Consider the following 14585-nt stretch of genomic DNA (forward strand, 5'->3'; position numbering starts at 1 on the left):
CGCTATTATTTAGCGGGCTTTATTTATCTTCGGTTAAATGGTTAATCTCTCAACCATTGATGCTCAACGTTTTCTCCACGTTCTTCAAAAAACTTCGCATTTTTTTGCTTGAATTGATCCGCTTTCAACTCTGATAGCGGCCAGTCTAAAAATGCTTCTGTTATAAACGAGTCGCCGACACCAACCTCAATCGATTCCAGATGTTTCCCGATGTAGCGATAAAAGTAGCCTTGCCCAAACGCATCGCACACCATAGGTACATGCCTGACACGTTGATGATTGACAGAGACCGAAGCCCAAGTCGTCGTTTTAGGTTCACAGGTTTGCTCTTTTACAACGTCGACCTCAAATTTATTGTCCATAGTTGTCGAAACAAAAACGACAATAGCGTCATGCAAATACACACGCCTGAGCAATAACTGTTTAGTGTCTTGAGTTCGCGTTTGTTGTATTCCATTAGCAAAAGGCTCGAAGTAGCCCCAGTGCCAAGACCAGATCATGCCGCGTTGCGCAAACTGTACTTGTGGCCACGTATGCCAAGCAACAGCGGCACCTATCCCCACAATAAATACAGCGAGTAGTATCAACAATCGATAAATATTACGCATTAAACGGGTTTTTCAATCAATAACTTCACACCAAGTGCGACTAATACTGCGCCCGTCGCGCCTTCCATCCACTTCATAAAACTTGCATTCTTTAGTAGATTTTTAGCCGAGTTGAGCGCGCCAGCTAAACCACACTGCCAAACCATCGCAATAGCAAAGTGTACAGATGCCATCATCATTGATTGAAGCAAGGGTGAACCTTCTGGATTCACAAACTGTGGCAAGAAAGCCAAATAGAAGACCGCCGTTTTCGGGTTCAAGACGTTAGAAAGAAAGCCCTCTCTAAAAGAGCGCTTACCATTAAACACTTCGTGAATCTGCTCGGTCACGGTCAATCCATCTTTCGACGACATTAGCGCTTTTAAACTGCTCAAACCAAGCCAGATAAGATAAGCCGCGCCAATCATTTTTACGATTTGGAACAACTCTGCTGATTGCGCAAGAATCGCCGAGATACCAACCGCAGAAAAAAAAGCATGTACGAATAAGCCAAAGCAAATCCCTAGACTGGTTGTACATCCATCTTTTAGGCCCGATCGGCTAGTGTTACGGATAACAAGTGCAGTATCTAAACCTGGCGTTAACGTTAAAATCGTAATGGCAATAATAAATGCCTCGAAATTCAAAATATCCATATTATCGTGATAATTAATTGTCAATCCTTCATCAATACCGCCAATCCACAAGATTCGCAAGCTTCTTTTTTAAGAGAGCTATACAACTGGGTGAGTTTATGGACAATGGGTTGGAGTTAATTGTTAATTATTAGTAAATTAACGCAGGTTGCTTAGTGCAACACCATATGAAGGACCCGTTATCGGGTGTTTAGGGAAAGAACAAAAGAATAAGAGTAGTCACATGAACGCATTTACAAAACTCGTTGAACATTCCAAAAAAGTGGCAAATTTTGAGCATCTATCTGCCATCATAGATTGGGATCAAGCAGCGGTCATGCCACCTGGTGGCGCTGAAGCACGCTCGAATGCCACGGCAGAGCTCGATGTACATATCCATTCTTTAATGACTCAACCGCACTTGGGAGAGCTTTTCGCTCAGGCAGAAGAAGAGACGCTGTCTACAAAAGAAAAATCTATCCTAAGAGAAATGAAGCGTGGGTGGCAGCAAGCTAACTTACTACCAGAATCATTAGTTCAAGCTCAATCTCTTGCTGGCTCCAAATGTGAACATGCATGGCGTACGCAACGTGGAGAAAATGACTGGGCTGGTTTTGAAAAGAACTGGGCTGAAGTAGTAAAGCTATCGCAGGAAGAAGCGCAAATTAGAGCCGAAGCAAATGGCACGACTCCTTATGATGCCATGCTCGATGTTTATGAACCTGGCACAACGTCTGCGTCGTTAGACATTCTTTTTGCTGACGTGAAAACCTGGCTTCCTACTTTGATCGATGAAGCGCTTGAAAAACAACAATCAGACAACATCTTATTGCCAACTGCACACTACCCTGCGGAAAAGCAAAAAGCGCTCGGTTTGGAAGTCATGAAGCTACTTCAATTCGATTTTGAACACGGTCGACTTGATGAGAGTACCCACCCATTTTGTGGCGGTGTACCGACAGATGTGCGTATTACGACACGTTATAATGAAAACGAGTTTGTCCAATCATTGATGGGGATTGTCCACGAAACTGGCCATGCTCGATACGAGCAAGGGCTACCAAAAGATTTATCAGGAACACCCGCGGGAGAAGCTCGCTCTATGGGTATTCATGAATCACAATCACTCTTCTTTGAAATGCAAATAGGACGAAGCAGCGCGTTTATCGATCACCTCGCTCGACTGGCTTCTAACCATTTTTCTGGTAGTGAATTCGAAAAAGACAATTTAGCCAAAATTTACACTCGCGTAGAAAAAGGCTTTATTCGCGTAGATGCTGACGAACTAACATATCCTGCTCACGTTATTCTTCGATATGAAATTGAGCGAGATCTCATGAACGGCGTCATCAAACATACAGATGTACCAGAACTCTGGAACGAAAAGATGAAAGCGTACTTGGGGCTATCAACCGAAGGAAACTTCAAAAATGGCTGTATGCAAGATATCCATTGGACAGACGGAAGTTTTGGCTATTTCCCGTCCTACACGCTCGGTGCGATGTACGCTGCACAATTTATGGCAGCAATGAAACAAACCGTCGATGTAGATGCGGTTATTCGTTCTGGCGACTTAGCTCCGATATTCAATTGGCTCTCGGAAAACATCTGGAGTAAAGGTAGCTTATTCACCACTGATGAGTTGGTAAAACAAGCCACGGGTGAAACACTGAATGCTAAACACTTTCAAGCTCACCTAAAAGATCGCTACTTGTAAAGCGAAAAGAATAGAAAGTAAAAGCCCAAGGTTCGTATGTTCCTTGGGCTTTTTGTAGGCTCTCTATGTGTTATGACAAGCTAGGGATGAGCCTAGGCTTGTACAAACAGTCCTCACCCTCTGGTCTAGTTTTAAACCGACGATGAAGCCACATATACTGGCTCGGACTTGCCATGATTGATGTTTCAACTATTTGATTCACGAATGCGGCGGCGCGTTGAAGATCCTCTTTCGGGAAACCGTCGACGGGCGCACTAATGGTTAGGGTATAGTGTCCGTCTTTTCCTCTTACCATCGTAAAAGGCACAATGGCGCAATCTGTAGAATCAACCAACAAACTTGTACCTGTCGTAGTACAAGCATTTTTAACGGCAAATAACGGTGCAAATGTCGAGCGTCGGTTACCATAATCGTGGTCCGGTGCATACCAAACCGGCTCACCCGTTTTAAGTGCTTCAAGCATGGCTTTGACGTTTTTACGATCAATCAGTGTACGATTAGAGCGAGAGCGTCCCTTATACTGAAAATAATCAAAGCACGGATTATTGTTTGGGCGATAAACACCGGTTCCAGACTTTTTAATGCCAAAAGCTCGAGCACCTAACTCTAGATTCATTGAGTGTACGGCCAACATTAACGCACCTTTGCCTGACTTCTCTAAAGCCTCTAGATGCTCCATGCCTTTTATCGTGACGTGTTTGTTTACCCGTTTATCTGACCAAAACCATGCCATTGCGGTCTCAAAAAGTGCGATGCCAGTATTGTCGATGTTGTCTTTTAGAATTGCTTCGCGTTGGCATTCTTCCATATGAGGGAAGCAAAGCTCAAGATTGCGTCTGATCGTAACTTGACGTTTTCTCATGAGTCGCATAGCTAAACGACCAATGTTGCGTCCCAAAGCTAGTTGAACTTTAAAAGGAAGGAGGCTAAGTAAGTACATCACGCTAATGATAATTAACGTTCCCCAGTAACGAGGCAAAAGAAATTCGGCCTTGAATGCAGGCTTTTTGTATTTGTTCATGTAAGTATTGTCAGATGTGCCCATCTATAAGTGATAAAAACAATGATAATGGACTGCACTTTTATCATTGATAACGCTAATAACATAAATTAAAGCGCGCGGATTCTATGGTTCTTCGACACACTACACAATAAGAACTTTGCAGAAATATGTAGGGAATGAAAAAGCAGTAAAGATGAGTCGCCACGTTAACATCTATCGGATTGATTTATCTACTGCCCTTTCCTAAAGTTTGAAGAAACATAACTTTGTATTTTCAATGCGCTAAATAATGCCTGTTTTTCAATCACATAATGCGACCGTGATGAATGCAACAATAAGACATCATATCAATACTCGCCATTAGCGATTGAATTTGCACTAAAAAGCCGCAGCAATTTCTCGCTGCGGCTTCTTATTCACTTAACAAGTAGAGTGGCGTTATTCGTACCCTACTGTTTTGGATAATAAATTTACGATCAACACACCAGCGATGATAAACCCAATACCAACTAGGGCTGGTAAGTCTAGACGCTGTCCGTAAACAAAGTAACCAACCGTCGCAACCAAAACGATCCCAGCACCACTCCATATGGCATAAACAACCCCGACAGGCATTGTTTGCACTGTGACGGAAAGCAAGAAGAAAGCGATGCCGTAACCAATCAAAACGACTGTGCTCGGCATTACTTTCGTAAATTGCTCTGTTTTGGGAATATAAGAAGTGGCAATCACTTCACATACAATCGCTATCGACAGCGCCAACATTGGTGGCATAGAGACAAGCATTTTGAACATAAGGCATTAACGCTCAACAGAAATGTAACCGACAACATGTCCGGATAATTAGGCCGCGCATTATACCCAACTCATCTCACGATGGAATACCACTAACGATGTTTACACACCATCACTTTCGCTTACTTTTTGATGACCAGGTGAAAGGCTGACGTTTTGGTGCTGACGAGAAATTTCAAAGTAGATATGCATATCAATCGGCTCAGGTGTATTGAGTAGCATCTTACCTACTTCACGTTGGAAATGACCATAATTACCTAGCTCATCCGTTAGTTCTAGGAGCTCGTAAGAGGCTTCATCGGCAAACATTCCATACGCATACTGATAATGACTGATATCCTTGCTCTTATCATAACCCAGCTTTTGAAGAGCTTGATCAATCTCTTCCGGCGTATAAATGTCTTTATCACCAAACGAATGCAGTAGCACGCAAGGAACTTCTTGAGCTATGCTCTGAATCTTTGTCTTTCTCTTGAAAATACCGAACATAATGTCCTCCACTGACGATGTTTCCAAATATGCACATTAATGCAAAATGGTGAGCTGATTGTTTTTAGTATGGCTCATTAATTTGAGACTTCCTTAATACGAAGTCACCTTCACATATTAACGTGATCGCATAATTACCAGCAAATAGTACACACTGCGTTTCAAACCTATCTCATCAGAAACTCTGCTTTAGTCACAATTGTGTGACAACCCCGAGTACGGTTTACCATAATGTAAAGAGTAGATTGAAAAGTCGGATTTCGTATCGACATCTAAACTTAATTAAGTTAGCTTTAGAAGTATAGACGTCTAGATTGACTATACTTAGGGAGAGAAAGTCGTGCCAATTAGAATTCCAGATCAATTACCAGCTACCGATGTATTAAGGACAGAAAACATCTTCGTGATGAGTGAAACGCGTGCAGCGAGTCAGGAAATACGTCCTTTAAGAGTACTGATCCTTAATCTGATGCCAAAAAAAATAGAGACTGAAACTCAGTTTCTGCGTCTACTCTCAAACAGCCCACTACAGGTTAACGTCGAATTACTGCGCATTGATAACCGCCCGAGTAAAAATACGCCAACTGAACATTTAGACACGTTTTATCGCCAATTTGAAATGGTGCGAGATAAAAACTTCGATGGCATGATCATTACTGGGGCTCCATTAGGTTTGGTGCAATTTGAAGATGTCATTTATTGGGATCATCTCAAAACCATCATGGAGTGGGCAAAAGATCATGTGACATCCACTCTTTATGTTTGCTGGGCTGCGCAAGCAGGGTTAAAGCTACTCTACGATCTACCTAAAAAAACGCGTAAAGAAAAACTTTCAGGCGTGTATCATCATCAAATCCATCATCAATTTCACCCTATCTTACGCGGATTTGATGACACGTTTTTGGCTCCTCACTCGCGTTACGCAGATTTTTCGCCTCACTTTCTAGAAGAGCATACTGACTTAGACATTTTAGCGACATCGGATGTCGCAGGTGTGTACTTGGCCACCACAAAAGACAAACGCAATGTCTTTGTCACAGGACACCCTGAGTATGATTCTCACACCTTACATAATGAATATATCCGAGATTTAAGCGAAGGTATGGAGCCCGCTATTCCTGTCAACTATTACCCAAACAACAACCCAGATAACCCACCAATTGCAAGCTGGAGAAGCCATGGACACCTCCTCTTTTTAAACTGGCTGAACTACTGTGTTTATCAGCAAACACCGTACGATCTCGATCACTTCAGTGAAGATGCTTTCACTAAAGACGATTAGCTTCAAAATAAGCAAACAAAGCACTCATCATTACCGAAATGTAATATGTGAACCAAGCCGCCATATGGCGGCTTTTTCATAACAGTTTGCAAACCTGATCGCATAGTGTTTTTTCCTCAATAGGTTTTTGCTAAGTAATTCATATCATGCAGAAAGATTCAGGGATGTAGGGATAAAGAATGAAAACAGCAAAGCTCGGTGCACTAATATTATTGTCTCAGTTTGCACTCGTGGGTTGCGTGACGGTGAAAGAAGATGGAAGCCCTGTCGTTAAAGCCGATCCTGTGGCAATGGCAGAATCACGTATCGCACTTGGCTTAGGTTATTTAGACGGCGGTAACATGATTCGCGCGCATGATAACTTACAGCAAGCCTTAAACCACGCACCTCAATACTATCGCGCGCAATTATCTATGGCTCACTACTACGAAACGGTTGGTGAAGATATTAAAGCCGAACAGATGTATAAACGCTCTCTACGCCAACACACTAAAAACGGAAATGTGCTCAATAACTACGGTACTTTTCTTTGCAAGCGAGGTGACTTCGAAAAAGCCGATCAGATGTTTAATCGAGCCATTGAGCAGCCTTATTACTACCTTATTCCAGCAAGCTATGAGAATGCAGCTTTTTGTGCGCTAAAATCACAAGATAAAGACAAAGCGAGATACTACTTTACTAGAGCTATCGATCATGACCCTCATAGACCAAAATCGATTTTGCAACTCGCTAAAATAGAAATTGATAGCGGTGATTATACTGAAGCTAGAATTCGATTAATGAGATTCAATCAAATGTATGGCGTGAAGAAGCCCTCTTTGCAACTCATGATTCAACTTGAACGTGCAGCAGGCAATGAAGCTCTCGAGAAAAAGTATCAAAAACAATTGGAAAAATTTTCTTAGTACAAAATAGCGATACATAAGGCGCATTAGCTCACAGCCAATACAGCGCTTGACCAAGAATCCAGTGAATTCAGACTCACGGTGATACATTCATCCTGTACATAAACGTCAAATTCGGTACTATTTGAACGGAATAAGTGACCAAGTCACATTATAAAAAGTGCGCACACAACGAAATTTGTACATCATACTGTTTTTAAGATTGATTTCGGCACATTGATAAATACTAAATATTACTGACATGCACCAGAAGGAAGTTGAAGCCGGATGAAACCTGCCTGCACTCTGTTATTACTCACTTTGCTGAGTTCACCTTTTGTCGTCAGTGCACAAGAAAATATTGAGAAAACATTCACATTTGGCATTGTGTCCAATAAAGCCCAAAGCAAAATCAAAAAAGCGACGCCCCTTACTCAGTATGTAACTGAAAATATGGCTGAATATGGTTACGCAAAAGGGGCGGTAAAGGTATTTAAAAATTATCGTCAGCTCGCGGTTGCGCTTGAAAATGGCACCGTTCAAATTGCAACGGCGACCCCCTTTAATGCGATGACCTTAGAAAAGGAGTCTAATAGCCAAGTCCTCGCTATACGATGGAAAAAAGGCCTGCAAAAATATCATACGGTGTTCTTTACTAATAAAGAGAGTGGCATTGAGTCATTTTCTGACCTGCGCGGGAAAACGCTTGTTTTCGAAAAGCGCACGTCTACCAGCAGCTATTACCTACCTGCGATTACATTGCTGAATCACGGAGAAAAACTGCAATACCTTCCCTCTCCTGATGACAAACCGGCCAAAGACAGTATTGGTTATTTATTCCTTGATGAGCAACTCGCTCAGTCAAATGAAATCAACCTATCTGTATGGGTATATAAACAGAGAGTTGCAGCAGGAGCATTCAGTAACTTCAACTGGAACAATCCCAAAGATTTGCCAGAGAACATGAAAGACAAACTAGCGATTTTTTCTCGTTCTGTTGAAATACCCAGGGATTTGATTCTCGCTTCTCCAAGCATGAGCCTAGAGCAACAGCGTAAAATCACGTCCATACTGCTTGATATGGATACAACTCACGAAGGCTCTCTCGCACTTAAAAAGTTTCAGAACACCAAAAAATTCAGCGCGCTTACTCCAGAAATGCGAGCCTCCTTAAGTACAGTGCGCAAGTCAGTTCACTTGTTACCGAAGGTGGATTGATGTTTCAAAAGCTCTCACTCGAAACCAAATACATTTGCTCGACAATGTTCGTTGTCTTGTTTGTTGTGGTGATAAATCTTGCGTTATACATGCACGGTTACGATGCGTATTCAAATAGCTTAACTCAACAAATCACGAACAACTCTCAAGAAAAAACAGAATCTTACGTTAAGCAAAAAGGGTTGGTTTATGCAGAGCTATTATCAAAACAGCTTTTTGATCCACTCTATACAGACAATATCAGTCAAGCGTATGAGCAAATTAAGGCAACATTGAGCCAGCCAGATGTCTCGAAAATACATGTTGTTGACAATGAAGGGCTAATCTTTCACGACGGCACTACTCAGCTAAGGATGTTTGCCCAACCTCATTACCGCTCTCCTTTTATTTTGAAAGCAATAGAAGAATCTAGAACTCTCGTTTCCTTTTCCAAGCATCAGTTGGAGATCGCAGCGCCGATTCAGCAATCAAACATTACTCTTGGGGCGGTGTATCTTGAGCTTAACTTGATACATCTACTGGAAGAGAAAGAACAGAATATTGAACAAGTCCAAGCGATTACCTCAAACGATAAACAGAAGATGTTTAACTTGCTGCTAACGATCAGTGGGATATCCGTTCTATTCGGTAGCATCATCGCTTATGCTTTGGGGCGGTCGTTAACTAAGCCACTCAAGCAACTAAAAGATCAATTTTCAGAGTCAAATACCCAAGCGCTGCCAGTCACCGACATACAAAGCAAAGATGAAGTGGGAGAACTTATTTCGGCGTACAACAAAATGTCAAACAAAGTGAACCGATACACCAGCCGAGTTGAGTTCATGGCGTACCACGATATTCTGACTTCCCTGCCAAACCGAGAAAAGTTACTCATTGATATTCAAACGCAAATAACTGACCACAAATCCCCCTCACTCGCGGTTGTGTTTATTGACTTGGATGACTTTAAGCACATTAACGATAACTATGGACATAACATTGGGGATAAATTGCTAGGCCATCTTGCCTCAGAGCTTCAAGGCCGTTTGCCGAGTTATTTTAAGCCGCTTTACCGCCTTTCTACCATCGTAAGTCGAGTAGGTGCGGATGAATTTGTACTGGCCTTTCCGTGCTCGGACAATCATGAAGCTAGAGAAAAAGCGAACGATATTCATCGCCAACTACTCTCTCCCTTTAGTTTGGAAGAGAACGATATTCAAATTACGGCAAGCCTCGGAATTGCTGTGTATCCAGAATTTGGTTCAAACGCTGAGTCTCTTTTACAGCTTTCCTCTCTTGCGGCGCAGGAATCTAAAAGACGCGGTAAAGACATTATGACGATATACGATTCCACGTTTGATGAAACGATTAAACAACGTTTATACATAGAACGAGAACTGCGTCGTTCAGTACGTGACTTGTCTCAATTCGAGCTGTGGTATCAACCACAATTTGATCTAAAAACCTATCGCCTAATTGGGGTCGAAGCATTGGTTAGGTGGAATCATCCCGAGAAAGGCTATATCAGTCCAGAATCGTTTATCCCGATCGCAGAGCAAAGTGATTTAATATTGGAGCTTGGAGAACATATCATTGAGACGGCAATTGCTAAGCGGGCAATGTGGGCAGAACATTTCGGTACGGATTTTCACATCGCATTAAACTTGTCCCCAAGACAAATCTATCGCCAAGATTTAAGTCAATTATTTTCTAAGTATTTACGACGACATGATGTCGCCCCTCAAACCATTCATGTTGAAGTGACAGAGTCACTTTTTATTGATGATACAGAGAAAGCTCAATATGTGCTTAAAAAACTACAAAGTATCGGAGTGGAAGTTTGGCTAGATGACTTTGGTACGGGGTATTCAGCCCTTGCCTACCTACAACATATGGCTTTTGACGGGCTCAAGATTGATCGTTCATTTATCGCTCAAATCCGAAAAAGCGATCAAGACGATTCATTAGTTCGCGCGATTGTATCCATGGCTCACAACCTAAGAATGAAAGTAGTAGCCGAAGGCGTAGAAACTCAAACTCAACTCACACGAATGGAGTCTCTCCACTGTGACGTCGTACAAGGTTTTTTCTTAGGTAGACCTGTACCTGCCGAGGAATTGATTGCATTTGAATACCAACGAGGGAGTGGCGCTCAAAGCGTCAATCACTTTGCTTAGAACGCCGTTTTGTTAACTATTGCCGCTTAGCGCGTTAGTACTCGTAATGCAATATCGGTCACACTTCCCCCACCTCATTAATATGAATTTTCTCTTAAAATCTAACATCTGAGATAAATAAACTACACTTTTCATATCAACTTCTTGGATATGGAAATGCGCGTGGTAGGAATCTTTTCTTGGAACAACCTGTCGGTAAAACAAAAGCTATTTGGGTTGGTTTTGCTGCCAATTTTATTGTTGCTTGTCCTCGCGGGTAAACATGTACAAAGCCTTTCTATCCAGGCTCAGGAACTACAAAAAGCACAGTTATTCTCTGTCTACATAGACCGCGTATCTTCGCTTTATCACCTACCGAATAACCCTGATGTAATAGATAAGCAACTAAAAACTCAGCAGATATCTCAATTGTTACGCGACACTGCAGCACCAGTATTCGGTGAAAACGCTGAGATACTAAACCAGTTGACAAGCTTTGAGGAAGCAACCCTCTCGATGCTCTCTTCGCAAAATCAAGAAGAAAAGTTAGATGCGGCAGAGTGGCGCGCTGATACGTTCAAAGAAATCCTCATGAGCTTAGACAAAGTCTATTTTAGAAATGTGAGTTATGAAACAAACACTCACCTTTCTTCTTTGATGCAACTTGAATGGTTGATGTTTTGGTCCACTGAAGAGCATAGATTAAGCGAATATTTGATTCGATCTTCAGAGGAAAATAACGAGTATGACCTCACAACACAGGCTTCTATCCAATCTTTAATCCAGAACCAACAACTATTTCTAGAGCGTTTTGTGACGCTAAATGCCAATCAACAACAAGTAGATCTGCTCATTGAGACGTTTACGGGTGAAGTCTTTATCAAAAGCCAAGAGTTTCGTGCTTATTTATTGCAACCAGCTCAACTCAAATCATTAACCCCGGATGAGATTGATGCGGGGTTATCTGCACTCAACAAACGCTTATCGTTATTACAAAGTGTTGACGACAAAATGGAACAGCAGCTGAGTGATGATATATCAAAGACAATCAACACGACGACACAGCACCGCTTTACCTTTATCGCAATGATGAGCCTTTTAACGCTGTTGGTCGTAAGTTTAACGCTAAGATTGGTGCGAAAAGTTACTGGAAACTTGAATCTAGTCCTCAAATTTCTCAGTAACGAAAGCAATGAACAAAGTAACACTGAAAATTCACCTCTTGCTCAACTAATAAAGGGTAAAGACGAGCTGAGTAAGTTTGCTCGAGAGGTAAAAAAGCTTAGTGATGAGCGGATGTTGTCCAGACTAAAGCTCACACAAGCTAAAGAAGATGCAGAACAAGCAAAAGATGATGCAATTAAGGCGAGTAAAGCCAAAAGTAGCTTTTTGGCCAACATGTCCCACGAGATCCGCACGCCGCTAAATGGCGTTATTGGTATCTCTGAAGTCTTATCCGATACTTCCCTGACTGCCACACAACGCGATTACGTCGATACGATTGAAACCTCCTCCCAACTGCTTTTGAGTTTAATTAATGACGTTCTAGACTTCTCAAAAATTGAATCTGGGATGTTGCTCATTAGCCCACATTCAACTTGTGTTCGAGAGTCTATCTATGACATTGCTTCTATCATTTCACCGAAAGCAAAGGAAAAAGGCATCGATGTGCAAGTCAACATTAGCCGTAACACGCCTTACCACGTAATGTTGGATGACCATCGTATACGCCAAGTTGTCATGAACTTCATGTCTAACGCGGTAAAATTTACCGAACAAGGCAGTGTAGAGCTATCGGTCATCACCCGCGAAATAAAAAATGGTGAAGCGGTCATCGAGTTTTCCGTTAAAGATTCTGGGATTGGTATTGATGCCCAGCAGCAAAAGAAAATATTTGCTCCATTTGCCCAAGAGGATAACTCTACTACCCGACAATTTGGGGGAACTGGACTTGGGCTTGCCATTAGCACGCAATTAGTTGAGCTAATGGGTGGAGAAATTCAACTTGAATCCGAGAAAGGTAAAGGCAGTCGCTTCTTCTTTGAACTAACTGCTCCTGTTGTGACGCAAGAGTTTAACGCTTATCACGCTCTGAATCACAACGACATATGGATTGTATGCAGCAGTACTCAACTAGAACAAAAACTGCGTAACGAGTTAAGTTTTTTCAACATCAATATAACGCAGTCAGTAGATACCTTAAGTGCGTTGCCAACGTGGATTGATAACGAGCGCGTTATCGTTATTCATGTAGAAGCATCACCAAATGCAGCGGCGATGCATATCGATGAGATAGAAAGCCTTTGTAAACGAAACATTCGTGTCTGCCTCATCAAGCACCTTCATAGCCCACAATTCGACTTTAGAAACAGTATCAGCGCCTTGGTCACTCAGCCACTACTAGGGCAGCGCTTAATTAAAGCACTTGAAAGTTGTGCGGCAAATTTCTCGCACGCACAACAAGAGAGCACTTCAGCGCAACATGTTAAATCTCTGCCGAAAATTTTGGTCGTTGATGACAATACGGTCAATCAAAAAATCGCGGGGCTACACGTCACAAAAGCTGGCTTCGACTTTGATGTCGCTGTAAACGGACAAGAAGCGGTTGAGAAATTTCAACAGAATCAGTACAGCCTAATTTTAATGGACTGCATGATGCCCGTAATGGATGGATTTGAAGCCACCCAAATAATTCGTCAAATAGAAGTAAAAGAAAAACGCGCTTTCAGAATTCCAATTATTGCTCTAACGGCAAGTGTGGTCGATGATGATATACAAAAATGCTTTGATGTTGGAATGGATGACTATGTGCCCAAACCGTTTAAAGCAGGGTTGCTCAAAGAGAAGTTAGATAAGGCAATAGGGTTACGCGTTTCCAACACGACGCCTGCTGAACCACACCAAGAGAACACCACCCCCGATAAAACTCATGAACTACCTGCAAGTTCTGAGCAATCAGAAGCAACGGTAACGCCTATTCGCTCCGAACGCATCTTGCTTGTCGAAGATAATAGAGTGAACCAGAAAGTGGCTTCTCTATTGCTATCTAAAGCAGGCTATCAATTCGAAGTCGCAGAAAACGGACAAATTGCAGTCGAAATGTTCCAAAAAGATGGAAAGTTTGATGTTATTTTGATGGATTGCATGATGCCCATAATGGATGGGTTTGAAGCTTCTAGGCAAATTAGAGCTTATGAAGCGAGTAAAGGATTAGCTAAGACGCCCATTATCGCATTAACCGCAAGCGTCGTAGATGATGACATTCAGCGCTGCTTTGATTCAGGAATGGATGCCTACGTACCAAAGCCTGTGCGCAAAGAAAAACTGTTGTATCAAATTGAACAAGCAATGTAGGTGGATTCTATGAGTAGAAATCATTCTCGCGTTGCTTTTCCTTTGCGTTACATAAAACGCTATCTGTTTATTCTGATTGCCCTTCTTTCATTAAATTGCCAAGCTCTCGCTGCAGAGAGCTACGCCGTTTTCTCATTTAATGACGAATTCTCTCCGCTCACTGTCAATAAAGCGCGAAAGTTGTACAGAGGGAAGACGCAACTTTTACAAGGCCAGCGAATTGAACTCTCTGACTGGCCTGCGACATCAACAGAAAGAGCTGAGTTCTATCGTTATCTTCTCAACAAAAATTTAGCGCAAATGAACGCGCATTGGGCAAGCTTGTCTTTTTCAGGTAAAGCTAGACCGCCAAAAGTGATTGCACGCTCCAGCATTGATGACCTCATAGCATGGATGCAAGAGAAGCCGAATAGAATTGGTTATGCCCCAACATCGAGCGTCCCTAGTAATGCTCATGTTTTATGTGTGGTTAGCTCGGAGAATTGA

At 42.1% G+C, this 14585-nt stretch carries 12 protein-coding genes; 7 read left to right on the top strand and 5 right to left on the bottom strand.

The window, feature by feature from the left end; genetic code table 11:
* Positions 1-41: 41 nt before the first annotated feature.
* A complete protein-coding gene (locus R7035_RS01115) occupies positions 42-608 on the bottom strand; it encodes a hypothetical protein (RefSeq protein WP_053350388.1) in 567 nt (188 codons plus the stop codon).
* Positions 608-1243 (bottom strand): LysE family translocator, encoded by a 636-nt coding sequence (locus tag R7035_RS01120; protein WP_017820932.1) that lies wholly within the window; start codon positions 1241-1243, stop codon positions 608-610. The genes R7035_RS01115 and R7035_RS01120 overlap by 1 nt, the downstream gene beginning before the upstream one ends.
* A 223-nt stretch (positions 1244-1466) precedes the next feature.
* Here R7035_RS01120 and R7035_RS01125 point away from each other — a divergent pair, with 223 nt between their 5' ends.
* Positions 1467-2939: a carboxypeptidase M32 gene (locus R7035_RS01125; RefSeq protein WP_005377788.1), complete on the top strand. Its 1473-nt coding sequence runs from the start codon at positions 1467-1469 to the stop codon at positions 2937-2939.
* A gap of 70 nt (positions 2940-3009) precedes the next feature.
* Here the strand turns inward: R7035_RS01125 and R7035_RS01130 are convergent, their stop codons facing one another.
* From R7035_RS01130 to R7035_RS01140, 3 genes are all read right to left on the bottom strand, one after another.
* Positions 3010-3960: an LpxL/LpxP family Kdo(2)-lipid IV(A) lauroyl/palmitoleoyl acyltransferase gene (locus R7035_RS01130; RefSeq protein ID WP_318145931.1), complete on the bottom strand. Its 951-nt coding sequence runs from the start codon at positions 3958-3960 to the stop codon at positions 3010-3012.
* A gap of 420 nt (positions 3961-4380) precedes the next feature.
* Positions 4381-4716, bottom strand: coding sequence for a DMT family transporter (locus R7035_RS01135; RefSeq protein ID WP_169644527.1), 336 nt, complete (start codon positions 4714-4716; stop codon positions 4381-4383).
* Between the two features lie 123 nt (positions 4717-4839).
* Positions 4840-5226, bottom strand: coding sequence for a DUF6559 family protein (locus R7035_RS01140; protein ID WP_005377791.1), 387 nt, complete (start codon positions 5224-5226; stop codon positions 4840-4842).
* 340 nt (positions 5227-5566) lie between these two features.
* On the opposite strand from R7035_RS01140, the gene metA reads away from it, so the two are divergent.
* From metA to R7035_RS01170, 6 genes are all read left to right on the top strand, one after another.
* On the top strand, positions 5567-6508 hold the full coding sequence (gene metA, locus R7035_RS01145) for a homoserine O-acetyltransferase MetA (RefSeq protein ID WP_005377792.1): 942 nt from the start codon (positions 5567-5569) through the stop codon (positions 6506-6508).
* Between the two features lie 179 nt (positions 6509-6687).
* Complete coding sequence (gene pilW, locus R7035_RS01150; RefSeq protein ID WP_017820928.1) at positions 6688-7413, top strand: type IV pilus biogenesis/stability protein PilW; 726 nt, start codon at positions 6688-6690, stop codon at positions 7411-7413.
* A 267-nt stretch (positions 7414-7680) separates the two neighbouring features.
* Entirely contained in the window at positions 7681-8610 is a 930-nt protein-coding gene (locus tag R7035_RS01155; RefSeq protein ID WP_047100670.1) for a phosphate/phosphite/phosphonate ABC transporter substrate-binding protein, read from the top strand.
* On the top strand, positions 8610-10766 hold the full coding sequence (locus tag R7035_RS01160; protein ID WP_262652052.1) for an EAL domain-containing protein: 2157 nt from the start codon (positions 8610-8612) through the stop codon (positions 10764-10766). The genes R7035_RS01155 and R7035_RS01160 overlap by 1 nt, the downstream gene beginning before the upstream one ends.
* Positions 10767-10922: 156 nt before the next feature.
* Positions 10923-14099: a response regulator gene (locus tag R7035_RS01165; protein WP_017633988.1), complete on the top strand. Its 3177-nt coding sequence runs from the start codon at positions 10923-10925 to the stop codon at positions 14097-14099.
* Between the two features lie 9 nt (positions 14100-14108).
* The gene (locus R7035_RS01170; protein WP_017633987.1) at positions 14109-14585 is read left to right on the top strand and encodes a hypothetical protein; all 477 of its coding nucleotides are present in this window, start codon (positions 14109-14111) and stop codon (positions 14583-14585) included.

It is taken from the genome of Vibrio sp. 1731, from assembly GCF_033339955.1.
GTDB classification, from domain to species: domain Bacteria; phylum Pseudomonadota; class Gammaproteobacteria; order Enterobacterales; family Vibrionaceae; genus Vibrio; species Vibrio alginolyticus.